Origin of the sequence: Flavobacterium suzhouense, from assembly GCF_042684765.1 — a bacterium.
GTDB lineage: Bacteria > Bacteroidota > Bacteroidia > Flavobacteriales > Flavobacteriaceae > Flavobacterium > Flavobacterium suzhouense.
Window position 1 is genome coordinate 167857 of sequence record NZ_JBHUMD010000030.1, and the last position, 18574, is coordinate 186430.

At 38.7% G+C, this 18574-nt stretch carries 17 protein-coding genes, 1 tRNA gene and 1 riboswitch; of the genes, 10 read left to right on the top strand and 8 right to left on the bottom strand.

The window, feature by feature from the left end; all coding sequences use genetic code 11:
- The first annotated feature begins 81 nt into the window (after positions 1–81).
- The 3 genes from ACFSR3_RS16555 to ACFSR3_RS16565 all read left to right on the top strand — a co-directional run bounded on the left by ACFSR3_RS16555 (position 82) and on the right by ACFSR3_RS16565 (position 3433).
- Complete coding sequence (locus ACFSR3_RS16555; protein ID WP_379822577.1) at positions 82–1038, top strand: alpha/beta hydrolase; 957 nt, start codon at positions 82–84, stop codon at positions 1036–1038.
- Positions 1039–1102: 64 nt separating this feature from the next.
- Positions 1103–1759 (top strand): class I SAM-dependent methyltransferase, encoded by a 657-nt coding sequence (locus ACFSR3_RS16560; RefSeq protein ID WP_379822579.1) that lies wholly within the window; start codon positions 1103–1105, stop codon positions 1757–1759.
- 54 nt (positions 1760–1813) lie between these two features.
- Complete coding sequence (locus ACFSR3_RS16565) at positions 1814–3433, top strand: M1 family metallopeptidase (protein WP_379822580.1); 1620 nt, start codon at positions 1814–1816, stop codon at positions 3431–3433.
- A 222-nt stretch (positions 3434–3655) separates the two neighbouring features.
- Here ACFSR3_RS16565 and ACFSR3_RS16570 read toward each other — a convergent pair whose 3' ends face one another.
- Positions 3656–4702, bottom strand: a complete 1047-nt coding sequence (locus tag ACFSR3_RS16570; RefSeq protein WP_379822582.1) for an AMP-binding protein — start codon at positions 4700–4702, stop codon at positions 3656–3658.
- On the bottom strand, positions 4695–5636 hold the full coding sequence (locus ACFSR3_RS16575; protein ID WP_379822583.1) for a CPBP family intramembrane glutamic endopeptidase: 942 nt from the start codon (positions 5634–5636) through the stop codon (positions 4695–4697). Before ACFSR3_RS16575 ends, ACFSR3_RS16570 begins: the two co-directional genes overlap by 8 nt.
- A gap of 76 nt (positions 5637–5712) precedes the next feature.
- Between ACFSR3_RS16575 and arsC the strand changes: the two genes are divergently transcribed.
- A complete protein-coding gene (gene arsC, locus ACFSR3_RS16580) occupies positions 5713–6054 on the top strand; it encodes an arsenate reductase (glutaredoxin) (RefSeq protein ID WP_379822584.1) in 342 nt (113 codons plus the stop codon).
- A gap of 53 nt (positions 6055–6107) precedes the next feature.
- Entirely contained in the window at positions 6108–8603 is a 2496-nt protein-coding gene (locus ACFSR3_RS16585; RefSeq protein ID WP_379822586.1) for a TonB-dependent receptor domain-containing protein, read from the top strand.
- A gap of 30 nt (positions 8604–8633) precedes the next feature.
- Here ACFSR3_RS16585 and ACFSR3_RS16590 read toward each other — a convergent pair whose 3' ends face one another.
- From ACFSR3_RS16590 to ACFSR3_RS16600, 3 genes are all read right to left on the bottom strand, one after another.
- Positions 8634–9017 carry a hypothetical protein gene (locus ACFSR3_RS16590; protein ID WP_114757163.1) on the bottom strand — a complete coding sequence of 128 codons (384 nt, stop codon included), beginning with the start codon at positions 9015–9017 and terminating at the stop codon, positions 8634–8636.
- 12 nt (positions 9018–9029) lie between these two features.
- Positions 9030–9401, bottom strand: coding sequence for a hypothetical protein (locus ACFSR3_RS16595; protein WP_114757162.1), 372 nt, complete (start codon positions 9399–9401; stop codon positions 9030–9032).
- 91 nt (positions 9402–9492) lie between these two features.
- Entirely contained in the window at positions 9493–10767 is a 1275-nt protein-coding gene (locus ACFSR3_RS16600; RefSeq protein WP_379822588.1) for a Glu/Leu/Phe/Val family dehydrogenase, read from the bottom strand.
- A gap of 285 nt (positions 10768–11052) precedes the next feature.
- Here ACFSR3_RS16600 and ACFSR3_RS16605 point away from each other — a divergent pair, with 285 nt between their 5' ends.
- From ACFSR3_RS16605 to ACFSR3_RS16625, 5 genes are all read left to right on the top strand, one after another.
- Complete coding sequence (locus ACFSR3_RS16605) at positions 11053–11847, top strand: sulfite exporter TauE/SafE family protein (protein ID WP_379822590.1); 795 nt, start codon at positions 11053–11055, stop codon at positions 11845–11847.
- Positions 11848–11892: 45 nt separating this feature from the next.
- Positions 11893–13311 (top strand): MBL fold metallo-hydrolase, encoded by a 1419-nt coding sequence (locus ACFSR3_RS16610; protein WP_379822592.1) that lies wholly within the window; start codon positions 11893–11895, stop codon positions 13309–13311.
- A gap of 81 nt (positions 13312–13392) precedes the next feature.
- Entirely contained in the window at positions 13393–14586 is a 1194-nt protein-coding gene (locus tag ACFSR3_RS16615) for a redoxin domain-containing protein (protein ID WP_379822594.1), read from the top strand.
- 77 nt (positions 14587–14663) lie between these two features.
- Positions 14664–15428, top strand: coding sequence for an alpha/beta fold hydrolase (locus ACFSR3_RS16620; RefSeq protein ID WP_379822597.1), 765 nt, complete (start codon positions 14664–14666; stop codon positions 15426–15428).
- Between the two features lie 138 nt (positions 15429–15566).
- Positions 15567–15647 (top strand) — tRNA-Tyr (locus tag ACFSR3_RS16625).
- A gap of 106 nt (positions 15648–15753) precedes the next feature.
- Here the strand turns inward: ACFSR3_RS16625 and ACFSR3_RS16630 are convergent.
- The 3 genes from ACFSR3_RS16630 to ACFSR3_RS16640 form a co-directional block, all read right to left on the bottom strand.
- Entirely contained in the window at positions 15754–16200 is a 447-nt protein-coding gene (locus tag ACFSR3_RS16630; protein WP_379822598.1) for a hypothetical protein, read from the bottom strand.
- A gap of 133 nt (positions 16201–16333) precedes the next feature.
- The gene (locus ACFSR3_RS16635; protein WP_379822601.1) at positions 16334–17623 is read right to left on the bottom strand and encodes a voltage-gated chloride channel family protein; all 1290 of its coding nucleotides are present in this window, start codon (positions 17621–17623) and stop codon (positions 16334–16336) included.
- A gap of 37 nt (positions 17624–17660) precedes the next feature.
- Positions 17661–17732: riboswitch (Fluoride riboswitch) on the bottom strand.
- 125 nt (positions 17733–17857) lie between these two features.
- Positions 17858–18547 (bottom strand): SIMPL domain-containing protein, encoded by a 690-nt coding sequence (locus ACFSR3_RS16640; RefSeq protein ID WP_379822603.1) that lies wholly within the window; start codon positions 18545–18547, stop codon positions 17858–17860.
- Positions 18548–18574 lie beyond the last annotated feature (27 nt).

Consider the following 18574-nt stretch of genomic DNA (forward strand, 5'->3'; position numbering starts at 1 on the left):
ATAAATACATAATCCCGGTTATAAATTAATCTTTATGACCGGGATTTATTTTATATTTAGGGTCTTAAACTAAACTACTAAATGAAAGCTTTATTAACTAAACTGCTGCTTATGCTGGCGGTCATTAGCTGTTGGTCCCAACCCAAAGGAAAAATAGTTAAGATTGACAGCTTTAAGTCAAAATTTGTGCAGTCCAGAAACATAGAGATCTGGCTGCCTAATGGCTATGACACCAATACCAAAACAAGGTATCCTGTGCTTTACATGCAGGACGGACAAAATGTATTTAATCCCGAGACATCTATTCATAAGACCGCATGGGAAGCCGATGTTACTGCCGAAAGACTTACTGCTATCCATCAAATTCAACCCGTAATTATTGTAGCCATCTGGAATACAAACAACCGTTATATGGAGTATTTCCCCGAAAAGGCTTCTCTTAATTTTGTTCAGAATGACCAAGCTGTATTTCCTAAGGCAACAAAAGACGTAAACCCTAATGGTGTTGATTTTTTAGGCGACGAATACCTGAAATTCATTACTCAGGAATTAAAACCATATATAGATAAGCAATACAGAACCAAACCTGAAGCTGCAAGCACGGCAATTTGCGGAAGTTCTATGGGAGCTCTTATCTCATTATATGCCATTTGCGAATATCCCGAAATTTTTGGTCAGGCAGCCTGCCTTTCCACCCATTGGACACTGTTACCCGATGCTCCGCGTTCACAAATGTCTGAAGCATTCAAGAAATATTTATACGAGCACCTGCCCTCACCTGAAAACCATCGAATTTATTTTGACTATGGTACAAAAACGCTTGACCAGTACTATGGTGTGCATCAACGAGGTGTAGACAACATGATGAAAAACAAAGGTTATACTACTGACAACTGGACGACCAAAAAATTTGAAGGTGAAGCCCATGTGGAAAAGGCATGGCAGAAACGTTTTGACCAGGTATTGTTTTTCTTATTCAAATCAGATAACAAAAAGGCAAAAACAGTTACCAAGGAAAAGACATCTAAAAAGAGTTAATACAAAGAGCCGGACAATTGTCCGGCTCTTTATTTACATGAGGTATAATTTGTATTTTAGTGCTATGAAATTATCTGAAACTGAATTACAGGAACTCGCCCGCCAGCTACGCTGCCCCGATGGCAACAACGGACTGAAAGTAGCCGAAATGATGAACTTTACCAACAGTAATATTATCCATAAGGCGATTGACAGTCTTTATCTTAACAACAATGATACAATTTTAGAAATTGGCCCCGGGAATGGTATTCATGTGAAAGACATACTTAATGTTGCTTCGAATTTAGACTACTATGGGATAGACATCTCTGAAACCATGATTACCGAAGCTTCTAAGCTTAATGCAGATTTTGAAAATGTATCCTTCAGCCTGACTGATGGCGATCATATCCCTTTTAGCGAAAGCCAGTTTGATAAAATATTTACCTGCAATACTATCTATTTCTGGAAAAACCCTCCGCAATACGCCAGCGAGATAGCAAGAGTGCTTAAACCAAATGGATTAGTTACAATTGGGTTTATCCCCGAAAGCACCATGCGAAAGATTCCGTTTGCTAAATATGGCTTTACCCTTTACACTATTGAAACCGCTACTGACGTTATGGAATCTGCCGGGCTAAATGTTATTTATGCTAATACTGATACCGAAATGGTTATGAGCAACAGCGGAGAACAGATTGAAAGAGAATATGTGATACTGACAGCTAAAAAGTCTGTTTAGAGCTGTAACATTTCTTACATTCCGACACTAATAGTTCAACCAACCACTATTACTATGAAAAAAGCCTTTATTACTGCAATACTACTATCAGGCATCTATACTGCCTCTGCACAAACCTACACCAGGCGAGACAGCCTTCAGGGCGGCCTTCGCCCGGAGCGTACTAATTTTGATGTGCAGCGTTATGACCTGAATATTACGATTGACCCTGATAAAAAATTCATCTCCGGATACAACGATATTACCTTTAAGGTTGTTGAGAATACATCCAAAATTCAACTGGATCTTTTCGAAAACATGAAGATTGACAGTATTGTGGTAAAAGGAAACAAAACAACTTACAAAAGGGATAATGATGCAGTATTCATAAGTTTTGGGAAACCATTAAAGAAAGGCTATGAAGAAAAACTTCGTTTTTATTATTCAGGAAATCCAACTGTAGCAAAAAATGCCCCATGGGATGGCGGATTTGTATTTAAAAAAGATGCCGCAGGCAAACCGTGGATAGGCGTTGCAGTTCAGGGGACAGGTTCCAGCCTTTGGTATCCGGTAAAAGACCACCAAACGGACGAACCGGACAAAGGAGCCACCATAAAAGTAGCAGTACCAAACGGACTGATGAATGTCTCTAACGGACGCTTTATTGGAAGCCAGGATCTAAAGAACGGCTACACGCGTTGGGACTGGGAAGTAAAAAACCCTATTAACAACTATGACATTACGGTAAATGTTGCTGATTATGTGCATATTCATGATAAGCTGAATGACCTTGATCTTGACTATTATGTATTAAGAGATAACGAACAGAAAGCCCGCAAACAGTTTGATCAGGTAAAACCAATGCTGGAATGCTTTCAATCGAAGTTTGGCAAATATCCGTTTGAAGAAGATGGTTACAAACTGGTGGAAACACCTTACCTGGGAATGGAACACCAAAGTGCAGTGGCTTACGGCAACAAATATACCAGAGGTTACATGGGCTATGACATGACCGGCACCGGTGTAGGTATGCTGTTTGATTACATCATCATTCACGAAACGGGGCATGAATGGTTTGGCAACAGCATCACCTCTAAAGATATTGCCGATATGTGGATACATGAGGGCTTTACCACCTATAGCGAAACCGTATATGTAGAATGTCTGTACGGATATGACAAAGCCATGCAATACATAGGCGGGCAGCAAAAGAATTCTGAGAACAGAAAACCTGTAATAGGCGTTTTTGGCGTAAACAAAGAAGGTTCAGGCGATATGTATTATAAGGGTGCCGCTATGCTAAACACCTTACGCCATGTTGTAAACGATGACAAAAAATGGTGGGAAATCATTTATAATTATTCTGAAACGCATAAAAAAGGTATTATCGATACTGAAACGGTGGTAAATTACTTTAACAAGCAAACCGGCATGAACCTCACTCCTATTTTTGACCAGTATCTGCGCTATAAAAATATTCCCAAACTGGAAATAAAACTCGATAAGAAATCATTGCAATTTCGCTGGGTAACAGATGTGCAACACTTTGCTATGCCTGTAGGAATAACGATTAACGGTATACCTGCCCGACTAAATGCGACCAATGAATGGCAAATTGTAAAGGTTGAAGCCGCAGATATAAATGCCATAGAGTTAGAGAAGAATAAGTACTATGTAAAAATGGAGAAGATGTAAATTTGCTTAGGATTTTCAATAAACACACCCCTAACCCCTCTCAAGAGGGGAACTAGCTTCACTCATAATCATAAAATATAAAAGACAGCTAATAGCTGTCTTTTTTGATTTATATCCCGTCATTGCGAGGAGGCGCACGACGAAGCAATCTAATTGAGATTGCCACGCTCCATTGCATTACGCTCGCAATGACAAAGCGTATGCGTAGATTACATAAAATACTTATGCCTCTTCGAGTGTTTTATCCCTTATAATTTTACCTGATACTGTTTCTGCGAATTTAGGCACGAACAGTATTTCTTTAGGCTTCTCGAACTTGCTTAATTTTTTAAACACCTCTTCATCAATTGTAATAGGTTCCCCCTCTATAACCAGTACCAGTTTTTCGCCCAATTCTTCATCAGGAACACCCTTTACAAAGAAACGCTGACTGATTTTTCCAGAAAGCTTCTCTTCTATCTGTTCAGGGAAGAGCTTTACTCCTCCGCTGTTTATTACATTATCATAACGCCCTAACCAGATGAAATGAGTTTCATCAAGCACCTTTACTACGTCGTTAGTCACTACAGGTTCATCACATATCACATAAGGATCGATTACAAGACAATGCCTGTCATCTTCGCTTATCCTTACGTTTGGCAAAACGGTAAAGGCTTCATCACCTACACGTTTGGCAGCGATATGGGTTATGGTTTCGGTCATGCCATAGGTCTCATATATTTTGGTAGGCAATGCCTGCAATTGTTCAGACAACGCCTGGCTTACCTTTGCCCCTCCTAAAATCACTTTTTTAACCTGATGCAGTCTTTCCAGCGAATGCTGCGCCTGAAGCGGAACCATAGCCGCAAAATCATAATTTTGGTCAGAGGGTATAGGCATAGATGTTGGTGCTACCAAATCTAAATCCCATCCAAGTATAAAGGCGCGTACCAGCATCATTTTACCGGCTACAAACTGTGTAGGAAGGCAATGCAATACCCTTATACCTGCTGGCAGGTCGAAAAATTCGCCTGTAGCCATCGCAGAGTGTATCATTGCCTGTTTGTCAACCTTTATAAGTTTTGGCACACCGGTTGTTCCTGATGTCTGCATTTCGATATAATCCCGTTGATCAAACCAGTCGAGTATAAAGTCACCCACCGCTTTTTCAAAAGGTAAATCGCCCTCTTTAATAAAGCTATATGCAATACGGTTAAGATCATCTTCATTAAGATGGAATCCATTAAGTTTAAACGCAGGGTGTACAAAGTGGTAGTCGATATTATTCATGGCCCTCTCCTATTTGGTTGATTGTTATTTCGTTTAGGGGCTTCAAATGTACTCTTCCTGTCAGTTTTTCTTTCCAGTTGGTCCATTTGTATATTCTACTAAAAATAAGCAAAAGAATTGGATAAATAATGATCAGCGGCAACAAAATATCGAAACCGGCACTAGGTTCAGATTTATCTTTCAAAATCGAATCGGTTTGTAATGCCGTCCAGTCTGAAGTTACCAATAAGGCTGCAATCAGGTTATTGGCTGCATGAAATCCAAGGGCAAGTTCCACACCGTCATCCATTAAGGTTATTATACCTAAAAGTAATCCTGTCCCTATGTAATAGAGTAACAATATGTACCCCATCTTCTCAATTTCCGGATTGGCAATATGCATAAGCCCAAACATAAGCGAAGTGACTATTAATGCAGTTAGCTTACTTCGTGTTGCAATGCCTATGCCCTGCATAAGATATCCCCTGAAAAGATATTCCTCAAAACTGGTTTGCATTGGTATCATTATTATGGAAATACAAGCCAGAATAGCAAACGGTACCGGCCTGAAATTAATCTCAAAGCTCTCAGGAGTCGAAAAATAAGCCATTGCCGTAGTTGCAACACTAAAAACAGCCCAGATACCAAAAGCCGTAAAAATGCGGCTCCAGTCTACTTTGGCCCTTGCAGTGGTAAGGCTTCTGATACTTTGTTTATTGACAAATTTCACCCATAACAAAAGTATTACAAGGAATATCGCTAAAGGCAACAGGCTCTCGAACAGTACCTCGTTAGCTCCTTTAAGTGCAATTTGTTGTTGCATAAGTGTATCCACATCAATGTCCATTACTACTATGGCAACATAGTTTAGAAGCATAAGAAATAGAAAGACAATAGGAATAGGAAGGTATTTTATAATATCAAACTTTTTGGTGTAGGCCTGTTCAATAAACATAATAAATTAAGGTTTTGTTTGCACTAAGGTACTTCAAAATTTGGTTTATAATAACGACCTTTGCAAAAAGAATAAAATGATAACCATATACCATAATCCGCGCTGCAGTAAGTCGCGCGAAGGCCTTCAGCTGTTAGAGCTTGAAGGAAAACCTTTTACCACTGTAAAATACCTTAATGAGCCTCTGACCAAAGAGGAACTTACTGAGATAATCAACAAGCTGAATATAAAGCCAATAGATCTTGTAAGGCAAAAGGAAGACATTTGGGTTAAAAATTATAAAGACAAGGATCTTAGTGATGGCAAGGTTATTGATATAATGGTGGAATATCCGAACCTGATTGAGCGTCCGATAGTAGTGAATGGGAATAAAGCTGTTATAGCGCGCCCTGCGGAGAGGATAAAAGAAATACTTTAACCAAAAAAACATCACTATTAAGCTGCTTTAGGGCGGCATTTCTAATTTTTGCTATGAAAAAACTTCAATCATCGCTGTTACTGTTATTCTTATTTTTTGCAGTCACGGCATTTGCCCAAAGACCCGGAGGTCAGGGAGGCCCAAAAGTAAAAGTAACAGGTAAACTTATTGAACAGGATACTAAACAACCTCTTGAATTTGCCAACGTAATTATCCAGACAACATCGAATGTAACCGTAAACGGAGGACTTACTGATGCGAAAGGTGAATTTAGCCTTGAAGTTCCAGCCGGAACTTATAACATTAAATACGACTTCATCTCTTTTAAAACTGTTGTCATTTCAAACAAAATCATAACTGAAGATACAAATCTTGGTACTACCGCAATGGCTTCTGACGCTACTCAGCTAAGTGAGGTCTCTATAACCGCAGAGCGCTCTACAGTAGAAATTAAACTTGATAAAAGGGTTTATACTGTAGGTAATGATATGATGGTTAAAGGAGGTACAGTAAGCGACGTTTTAGACAACGTACCTTCTGTATCAGTTGACGCTGAAGGAAATGTAGCCCTTAGAGGAAACCAGAGCGTGACCATATTAATAGACGGAAGACCATCTACGATGGCTGGAAGCAATGTAGCAGAAGTATTAAGACTATTGCCTGCCGATTCTGTTGATAAAGTCGAAGTTATCACTAACCCATCAGCGCGTTATGATGCTGAAGGTGGAGGCGGTATCATTAATATCGTTCTTAAAAAAGGTAAAGCTGATGGCTTTAATGGCTCTGTAGTTGCTACAACGGGTGACCCTGCCAATCATGGGGTATCAACCAACCTCAACTTCAGAAGCGAGAACTTTAATATTTTTTCAAATATTGGTTACAATTACAGGAAAAATCCGGGTAATTCAATGAACAATACAAAATACCTGAACGAAGACAATAGCGCTAAAAGCTATACGGATGAAAAAAGGGAAAATGTTCGTGAGCGCGAAGGATATAATGCCAGCTTTGGACTTGAATATTTCCTGACTAAAAAAACAACCTGGACAAACTCGGTTAACATCAGAAGAAATACAGGAGGCAACGATACTGATACCTACTATCAAAACTATGATGCTGATCATGTATTTACAAGCACACGTTACCGTAATAATAACGAAGATACAGACGAAACAAACGTTAATTACTCTACTAACCTTATCCATAAATTCAATGATAAGGGACATGAACTAAAAATTGATGGTTCGATATCGATGAGCAAGGACGATAATCTTTCAGGAATAAGCAATACAACCTTGGGGAGCGATACAACAACATACCAAAGAACCCTTAATAATCAGGAAGAAAACAGATCGCTGCTACAAGCTGACTATGTTTTACCAATAGGACAAAACAGTAAGTTTGAAGCAGGATATAGAGGTAGTTTCTCTACTCTTGATAATGATGCAAGAGCTGAAAACCTGGTTGACGGAAACTGGGCAAACGACCCTAACTACTCTAACTACCTTGAATACAAAGAAAAGGTAAACGCGCTTTACACCCAGTTTGGATCTAAAGCAGGTAAATTCTCTTATTTATTAGGACTTCGCTGGGAAGACTCAAATATTGATGTTAACCTTCTTAGCACAGGTGAGTATAACAATAAGAAGTACAACAACTTCTTCCCTAGTGCTTTCCTGACTTATGAGTTTAACCAAAACACTAATGCAAGTATTAACTATAGCCGAAGAATTAATCGTCCGAGAGGACGTTTCCTTAATCCTTTTTCAGGATTAGAAAGTAACATTAACATCTTTAAAGGTAATCCGGATCTAAATCCATCATACACTAACGCGATTGACCTGGGCTTCCTAAAAAAATGGTCGCAACTTACACTAAGCTCTTCTGCTTATGTTAACCTTACGGATGCTCCATTCCAGTTTATCAGAAGATTAAATGGCCTTTATGTAGAAGACACTCCGGTAATAATCACTTCTCCTACCAATATAGGAAAAGAGTTCCGTTTCGGGTTTGAATTCAACGTAAACTACAATCCTTTCAAATGGTGGAGAATAAACAGTAACTTTAATTTCTACAGAAACCAGACTGATGGCGATTACAGCTATAGCTATTTTGATCAGAAAACACAGCAAACGGTAAATGCTTACCTTGACCTGAACAGCTCAGGTGCATCATGGACAACGAGAATAAACTCTAAGATTTCGCTTCCATACAAAATAGACTGGCAGCTTAATGGTAACTATGAAGCTCCGCAAAACACATCACAGGGACGCAGAGTTGGTGTGGCAAGCGCAAATACATCATTCAGCAAAGACGTACTGAAAGACAAAGGAACAATAGGCCTTAGCATTCAGGATATCTTCAACTCAAGAAAAATGAAATTTGAAACGTTTATAAATGGCGAATCAAGCTCTTATAGCGAAATGCAATGGAGACAACGCCAGGTAACATTATCGTTCACTTATCGTTTCAACATGAACAAAAATGATAAGCAACAGCAGCAAAGACAGCAGCAAGACGGTGGTGGAGAAGAATACATGGGAGGATAAAAACACAAAGCGGGCTTAAAGCCCGCTTTTTTATTTCTTAACTGAATAATCTTTTTCTGAGGTAAACAACGACATGAGGTTTTTCAATCCTCCGATAACATCCTGATTCCCGGAAAAGTTATACGTATGTATATTAGTTGGCATTTCCATTATATAAGTGGAATTACGCTGATAATAGAAATTACCTCCATAACCTACATAAACATTCCTTGGTGAGACATTATTAGCATTATTTGTAAAATTGAATTCCCCAAAAACCTTATCGTAGTTTTTAGCATAATAAGAAAAATCAACTTTTAACGGCAACTGACTATCGGGTGTCGCAAACTGAGCCCTATAATTCAGCGGCTGAACAGACTGCCCATAGGCTACTGAACAAATAATAAATGCTGAAGTTATAAATATGCTTTTCATACTAATGGAGTTTTATTTCGAACCCGGCACCTTATCAGGTAGTGCATACATTTTTTCGTTACGGTAAAAATTATCTACTGCAAGATTGCTATGGTGCTGTTGCAATGTAATAGGCACATAAGTATTAGAATACAGCCTGTCGTTATCAACATACAGCATATTCATACGCCTGTCCAGAATATCCGATGTTAGATTACTTTGCCTGAACAAACTACTAAAATTTCTGTTATAAAAAGTAAAATCCGGCGTAGTTGGCCTATAGATATCCCATCCCTGCGCTTCTTTAACAGCAAGTGTAAACACAGTAGATATTTTATTATCTTTTTCCTGACTATATCCTGTCAGGGAAGACAGTATTGCTAGGCAAAAACATATTTGTTTCATAGGTATTAAGCTACATTTCAATCAAATATAATGATAATAAACGACAAAAGGCACCCTAAGGTGCCTTTTTATAATAATTGGTTCTACCCTATTAAGGGAAAATACCTCTTTGTTTGTATGCCATTTCGATTCTTGTAAGCGCAACGATATAAGCAGCTGTTCTCCAATCAGTTTTGTACTGAACAGAAGAAGTGATCACTTTACCAAAAGCCTCTTCAAGTTTCTTTCTCAATTTAATGATAACATCATCCATTGTCCATATCTCACCATTACGGTTTTGAAGCCACTCGAAGTAGCTACCGATAACACCACCTGAATTACAAAGAATATCCGGGATAATATCTACACCATTAGCAAGAAGTATAGCCTCAGCATCTGTATCTGTTGGTCCATTAGCGCCTTCAGCAATAACTTTAGCTTTGATTGAAGCTGCATTTTCATCGGTAATCTGATTACCAAGAGCGGCAGGGATAATAATATCACATTCGATACCAAAGAACTCGTCAGACTTATAGTTCTGAGTCCCTTTGTATCCTGTAATAGTAGCATTGTCTGCCTGGTATCTAAGTAGTGCCTCAGGATCGATACCCTCAGGATTGTAAATAGTACCTGTAGCATCCTGAACACCTACAAGGATAGCACCGTTTTTGTTCATAAAGTGAGCGGCCCAGTAACCTACGTTACCAAAGCCCTGAACGATATATTTTTTACCTTCAAGTGAAGTACCTTTTACTTTAGCCCAAGATTCAAGTGTTACAACAACACCAAAACCTGTAGCACGGTCACGACCTTCAAGACCACCCGAACCCACCGGCTTACCGGTAACAACGTGTTGGTTTTTAGAACGCTCAGCCGGAGATTTTGTAGACATGTATGTATCTGCAATCCAAGCCATCATCTGAGCATTTGTGTTAACATCCGGAGCAGGAATATCGTGCTCAGGACCAATGTTATCACCTAATGCAAATGTGAAACGACGCGTAATTCTTTCAAGTTCGCCCTGAGAATACTTTTTAGGATCGATTTGAATACCACCTTTACCACCTCCATATGGAAGTCCGGCAAGTGATGTTTTCCAGGTCATCCAGGTAGCAAGAGCTCTTGCAGCATCAATATCAACTGTTGGGTGATATCTTAGACCTCCTTTGTATGGGCCCAATGCATTGTTATGCTGCACCCTGTATCCTGTAAACACTTCTACAGAACCATTGTCCATTTTCACAGGAAAATGCACTACGATCTCATTATTAGTAATAGATAAGATCTTTTTAACGCTTTCATCCAGTCCCATAACGGCAGCCGCCTTCTCGAACTGATTCTTTACGTTTTCATACATGCCCACTCGGGGCTTTATTGCTGTTGCCATAAATTTTAACTTACAACTATTATATTATAACTAAGCTTTTCAAAAAGCATCACAAATATATATGAAGTTTGTGATAACTTAAACGTTTGAATTAATAATTTTACAAAAATTAAATCGTAAAATTGCATTTGTTTAGAATTAAGCTATCAAAAAGCCTACCAAACTGAACATATCATAAATATTAATTTGAAAATAAAGCTTCAAACCATTAAAAACCAAACAAATACAAAAACTCTGCCATCCGGACAGGTAATTTAAACATCTGTTGCAGGCTAAAAAATTAAAATGGAGTCAGTTACAGAATTTACAGGTGCTTTCATAATCGGTTTAATATTGGGCATTATGGGCGGAGGCGGCTCTATCCTCACTGTTCCGTTTTTGGTATATATTTTTGGTATTAATCCCCTGATCGCAACAGCCTATTCACTCTTTATAGTAGGTACTACTGCTGTCTTTGGCAGCGCTCAGCATTATGTCAAAAAAAGCATCGCTGTAAAAACAGGACTTATAATTGCAATTCCATCATTTATCGGAGTATACACAACAAGAAGCTTCATACTACCTGCCTTACCCGACGTTATATATAGCATAGGTAACTTTTATGTTACAAAAGAAGGCTTTATCATGACAGTATTTGGCATAATAATGCTTTTAGCATCACTTTCTATGCTTACACGAAAAGTTAGCAACGATGAAAACAAAGTAAAAACATTAAATTACGCCGTTTTACTTCCTGTTGTAGGACTGATAGGTCTTTTAATGGGACTCGTAGGTGCCGGAGGCGGTTTCCTTATCATCCCAATGCTTGTATTCTTTGGCGGGCTACCGATGAAAAAAGCGGTTGGTACTTCTTTGCTAATCATTGCCATAAATTCACTTATTGGGTTCCTTGGTGACGTACAAACTACAGATATTAACTGGCAATTTTTATTATCCTTTACCATCGTATCTGTTTTTGGTATATTTGCAGGAACTTATCTGCAAAAGTTTGTAAACGAAAAACAGCTAAGACATGGATTTGGCTGGTTTATATTGGTTATGGCGGCTTTTATCCTTTCAAAAGAAATCATTGGCTGGTAACTTTTCGCTGTTTAATTCACTGCAGTAAGCTTTAACAACTTAATTATGAAAATAGAACAGATATATACAGGCTGTATTGCACAGGCAGCTTACTATTTAGAAAGCAATGGCGAAGCCGCTATCTTTGATCCGCTAAGAGAAGTTCAGCCTTATATAGACAAGGCTACAAAAGATAACGCTTCTATTAAATACATTTTTGAAACCCATTTCCATGCCGATTTCGTTTCAGGGCACCTAGACCTTGCTAAGAAAACGGGAGCACAAATTGTATATGGACCAACAGCCGCCCCTAAGTTTGATGCTCTTATAGCAACCGACGGACAGGAGTTTAAAGTTGGCAGTTACACTATTAAAGCCATTCACACCCCTGGACACACACTGGAGAGCACCTGCTACCTTCTTATTGAAGAAGACGGAAACATACACGGAATTATTACCGGAGATACATTATTCATTGGCGACGTGGGACGACCTGATCTTGCTCAGGCGCTTACAGAAGAATTAACCCAGAATGTTCTTGCTTCGCATTTATATGATTCTTTACGTAACAAAATCATGCCTCTACCGGACAATATCACGGTATATCCTAGCCACGGTGCCGGAAGTGCCTGCGGAAAGAACATGAGTAAAGAAACCACTGACACACTGGGTAACCAAAAGAAAGTAAATTATGCTCTGAGAGCCGACATGACAAAAGAGGAATTCATCAAAGAACTTCTTGACGGTCTTGGAGCACCTCCTGCATATTTCCCACAAAACGTTATGCTTAATATTCAGGGATATGAAAGCCTTGACAGCGTTCTTTCAAAAGGGCAAACGGCTCTTTCACCTGAAGAATTTAAAGCAAAAGCTAGCGAAACCGAAGCTATTATACTTGACGTAAGACACGAGAATGATTTTGTAAAAGAGCACATTCCCGGTTCTATATTTATTGGGCTTCATGGCGGTTTTGCCCCATGGGTAGGCGCACTTATCAGAGATGTAAACCAGCCACTGCTACTTGTAACTCCTGAAGGGAAAGAAACCGAAACCATTACAAGGCTAGCTCGTGTAGGTTTTGATGCAACACTTGGCTATCTGAAAGGCGGCATAGATGCATGGAAAGCAGCAGGATTTGAAACCGATAGTATTGTTTCTATTTCTCCTGAAGCTTTTGCAGAAGGCCTGGCAGCTACACCAAAAATAGTTGTGGATTCAAGAAAACCGGGAGAATTTGCCGGTGGACATGTTACAGATGCTATAAACATCCCTCTTGACTTTGTAAATGAACAGCTTACAGAAGTACCAAGAAACGAGGATTTCTATCTGCATTGTGCTGGAGGTTACCGATCAGTAATCATGGCTTCTATTCTTAAAGCCAGAGGATACCATAATATGATAAATGTTGAAAAAGGCTTTGGTGGCATTAAGAACACATCGGTATGCACTACCATTGGCGAACCGACAACCTGCTCAAAAAACTAACATTAAAATAAATTATTAGGGTGCTCATTGATGCACCCTTTTTTTAAATACTTTTACACTTTATAAAACCCAGAAACAAATATGAAAAAAATTCTTTTAGTGCTTGCAGCTTCAGCTTTCGTGATGTCTTGCAAAAACCTGGCAGAGAACGAATTTGAAATTACAGGTACGGTAGACCCTTCAATGAACGGTAAAATGCTTTTCCTTGAAAAACCAGACCCTACAATAGGATTTAAAGCAGTCGATACTGCTAAAGTAGAGAATGGCAAATTTGAATTTAAAGGAACTGCCAAAGAACCTGAAGTATATTTTATTGGAATACAGGATGACCCAAGTCCTGCAAAAAAATTACAATTTATCCTTGAAGAAGGTTCAATAGAACTGGAAATGGATAAAGACAGTGCAGTAAAATCAAAAAGATCGGGGACTTACAACAACGACATGTTCTCTAAATATCTTGAAAACACTAAGAAAATAGATAAAGAAGATAAAGATTTCAGAGAAAAAAACAGAGACGTGTACATGGCTGCTTACCAAAAACAGGATCAGGCGGCAATGGATAAGCTTAATGATGAGTACAAAAAAATAAAAGAAAAAAGAGAGAAGATCGACAATGACTTTATAAAAGAAAATCCTAAAGCATATATCAACATCTTCTTAATTGGACAAAAGGCCAGCGCTAAAGCTCAGGAGCCAATTCCTACAGCCCGAGAGGAAGCGAAAGCAATAGTAAACGGACTACACCCTGACCTTAAAAAGACAGAAAAAGGTAAAGAGCTTATAAAAGCCTTTTCTGACACTCCAGCTGCCCCTGCAATGCCTACAGAGCAAGCTGCAGCGCCGGGAAAGAGTAATGCTGAAGTAGGTAGCACGGCCCCTGCATTCAGCGCTAACACTCCTGCCGGAAAATCGCTTTCATTAAAAGAAGCTATGGGTAAAGTTACAATTATTGATTTTTGGGCATCGTGGTGTAAACCATGCCGTATGGAAAACCCTAACGTTGTTGCTTTATACAATGAATACCACTCTAAAGGACTTAACATAATAGGTGTATCTTTAGATAAAGAAGCTACAAGCTGGAAAAAAGCCATAGCTGACGACAAGCTTACATGGAACCATGTTTCTAACCTTAAATTTTGGGATGAGCCTATCGCAAAACAGTATGGTGTAGAGTCTATTCCTGCTACTTTTATTCTTGACGCCAATGGAAAAATCGTGGCTAAAGACCTTAGAGGTGCTGAACTAAAAGCCAAAGTTGCTGAACTTCTTAAATAAGATTTCAAATCATACATAAAAATCTCCTTCGGGAGATTTTTTTTATTTATAGCATCACATATCCTTAGCTTTGTTTTATGACCAGAGAATATACCTACTCTCCTGACGAAAAGGAAATATACATCTTTCATTACGATAATTACCACGACACAACAATTGTCTTTCTTCACGATTCGCTGGGATGCGTTGCGCTATGGCGGGATTTTCCTGAAAAGCTTGGGCAGCTTACCCAAAGCAATATACTGATATATGACAGATTGGGTTATGGCAAGTCTGATGCCATGCCCGATGAGCCCCGTCCTATTAATTACATGGAAGCAGAAGCCGATACACTAATAAATATGCTAGACGGTCTTTTTATTGTAAATCCCATTCTGTTTGGACATAGTGACGGAGCCTCTATTGCGCTCCTTACAGCCGCTAAATATCCTGAAAAGATAAAAGCCGTAATTGCCGAAGCTGCACATATATTTGTAGAAGAAATTACACTAAATGGCATCAACGAAGCCATGGAGGCCTACAAAACCACGAACCTAAAAGAAAGACTGGAAAAATACCACGGAGATAATACTGATATTCTTTTCAGGGCATGGACAGAAACCTGGACCAGACCTGACTTCAGAAACTGGAACATTGAAGATTATCTGCCTCAAATCACCTGTCCTCTCCTGACAATACAGGGACTTAATGATGAATTTGGCAGCTTTAAGCAGGTGGAAGGAATTTTATATGGTGTTTCCAGATCAAAAAAAGTATTAATTGACGATTGCGGACACACTCCACACAAGGAAAAACCCGAAGAAACATTGAATGCAGCAGCTAATTTTATAAATTCATTATAAAAATCACATTTTATATAATTAACTTCCAGTGCTTTAAAAAATAGTTATTAAAATACCAGCAAATATGTTTGTTTACTACAAAAACAGTACTATATTTGCACCGCAATGGCAGAGAACTTAAATGTGATCTGAACGCATGGGGAGATACTCAAGCGGCCAACGAGGACGGACTGTAAATCCGTTGGGAAACCTTCGCAGGTTCGAATCCTGCTCTCCCCACAACCCGAATCAGAAATGGTTCGGGTTTTTTATTTTAAAAAAAACTTCAGCCCTAAAACAAAACAGCCCGCAAAAAAATTGCTGGCTGTTTTATAAATATCATTTTTTATTGCTTTTGCATTATAAGATAATATCCGGAATCTTCCATATTATAAACCTGGTCATACCTGGTATATATTATTTTCCATTTTGTCTTACCATCGCCAATATCAGAAACAGAATATACCTGCCTCATGTCTTTACCCTTGTAAATACTTTCCAGGATTAAAACATGATCTTCGTACTTCCACTTACATTTTTGGGAATCCGAATCAGATTTCCCTGTACAGATGTCCTTTGCAGAAAAGCTACCATCAGTATTAAAAGTATAAACACTTCCATTCCATTTTGCTTTACCATCTTCACAGTTCACATCATGTATTGGTGTTTTCTTACTCACCTTAGTTTGCAAGGTTTTCCAATGCCCCTGCATATCTATAGTTTTAATTTCCTGTTTATTCTGTGTACAGCTAACAGCCATTAATGCCAGCAGTAATAATGCGATTTTTCTCATGATTGGTCTTCAGGTTTTTATTGTACGGGTAAACTTAAAATTATTTGCAAAACAAAATGTAAGTAAATATACCTATTTTAAAACCTGAACCAATACCCGTAAATAGGTAATTTTAACACAGATACTATTTCGGTTATTTAAAATACTCTCTAAAACTTCTTTGTTTTAGTCTTTGGTATAACACATACTTAACACCTCCTCGATTCTGAGAACTATATATTCCTGTATGTCCTGAAAAAAGATAAGCCACAAAACAGGCCAACGCTATATAAACACCAGCCTCTATACCAAAAAGTTCGATACCCATTATTGTACAGGCAATAGGAGTATTAGTTGCACCTGAAAAAACAGCCACAAATCCTATTCCTGCCAAAAGTGCCATTGGTAAAGGTAAAATCAGGAACAAGGCATTTCCTAAAGTGGCCCCAATAAAAAACAGGGGTGTTACTTCCCCACCTTTAAAACCGGCTCCGATAGTAAAAGTGGTTAAGAGCAATTTTATCATAAAAGCATAAACCGGCAAATTCTCTCCAAACGATCTTACTATTAGGGGAACACCCAACCCTATATATTCGGTAGTACCCATCAAGTAAACTGATAACGCTATAAAAACACCACCAATCAAAGGCCTTAATGGAGGGTAGCTAATTTTCTCCCTGAAAATTTTAGTAAAAAAATGTACTCCCTTTGAAAAAAGCATAGCAGCAAGCCCAAACAAAATTCCTGCTATAATCGCCCATAATAGAGTATCGGGAGCTAATCCAGGCACCACATCAATAGCATAATGTGTATGTTTTACATGCCACGCTGTACAGGTATAATCTGCAATAAGAGCAACTATTAGGCTTGGTAGCAAAGCATCATACTTTATACGGCTGAGTACCATAACTTCCAACGCGAAAACAGCCCCTGCGAGCGGTGTTCCAAAAACGGACGCAAACCCTGCACTGATACCCATTATAAGGATTATACCCCTATCCTCCTGTTTAAGCTTAAAAAAATGGGTAAACTGGTCTGCAATAGCACCTCCCATCTGAACTGCCGTACCTTCTCTGCCTGCCGATCCTCCAAAAAGGTGTGTTAATAGGGTTCCAAGCAGCACCAACGGTGCCATCCTGAAAGGAATTATCTGCTTAGGAGAATGAAATTCCTCTAAAAGCAAGTTATTTCCCTTTACTACACTGTTACCCCAATAATGATACATTAAACCAATTGCCAGCCCTCCCAATGGCAGAAGCGCAATGATCCATACATGGCTTTCACGCCAATTGGTTACCCAGTCCAAGGAGACAAGAAAAAAAGCAGAGGCCGAACCAATTAACAGTCCAATAACAATTGACAGCAACAGCCATTTGATGACATATAATAAATAAAAACTTTGAGAGATACGGGCAATGTAATTTTTGAAGTTGTAAATTTTCATACCTTGAATTAATTAAATACATCTATACCGGCATTAGCCATTAACAGACGTCATCAGCTTCAAATTGATTTGTAAGCGGTTCAAGGCAGACATCATTGCCATATATACTACAAATATACTTTGAAATGAGATAACAGGCAATTTTTTTTACTACATCAGTGTTTTTATAAACTTTAACAAAACAAAAGCCCTGTGCAATGCACAGGGCTTAGTCAATTTAAATATAACTAAAGATTAATTCAACTCGAAACTAATGTTTACGTTAGCAGTAACGGTTATCTCACCTATCGCCAGCGTTTCTTTTGGAATATCAGCACTTTCCGCATCATTAAATTTCATTGCTGCCATCATTCTTGGATAATAGGTTTGCGTATTATCGGTTACAGTAACCGCCTTCCCTATTTTCTGATTCAGTGCTCCGGCATAATCTGCTGCTTTTTGTTTGGCTGCTGCTACAGCTTTAACGCGGGCTTCCGACTCATATTGTGCCTGTTTGGAAGTTTTAAACTCCACCCCCTGAATATTGTTTACTCCGGCATCTACAAGCCCCATCATCATACTGTCATACTTAGAAAGATCTTTCAGATGTATAGTAATGGTTTGCGAAGCTGTATAGCTGTATTTCTTTTTGTTGTAATCGTAATTCCTGTAAAGATTTACCCTTTGTGTCTGGTAATCTTCAGCAGGCAGTTTGATACTTTTCAGATACTTTATTACCGCATCTACGGTGGCGTCATTTTTTTTCTTCACATCGTTGGCATCGGCACCAACATTTTCCACACCTACGGTAATATCAGCCCTGTCAGGAGTTACCATAATCTTTCCTTCACCTGATACGTTAATCAATGGCTGCTGGTTTTGTTGTGTTACCTGAGCACCCGCCAAAGAGGTAACAAATAATAGTACTAATGCAATTCTCTTCATAATGATTGATTTATTTTTCTTTTAGAT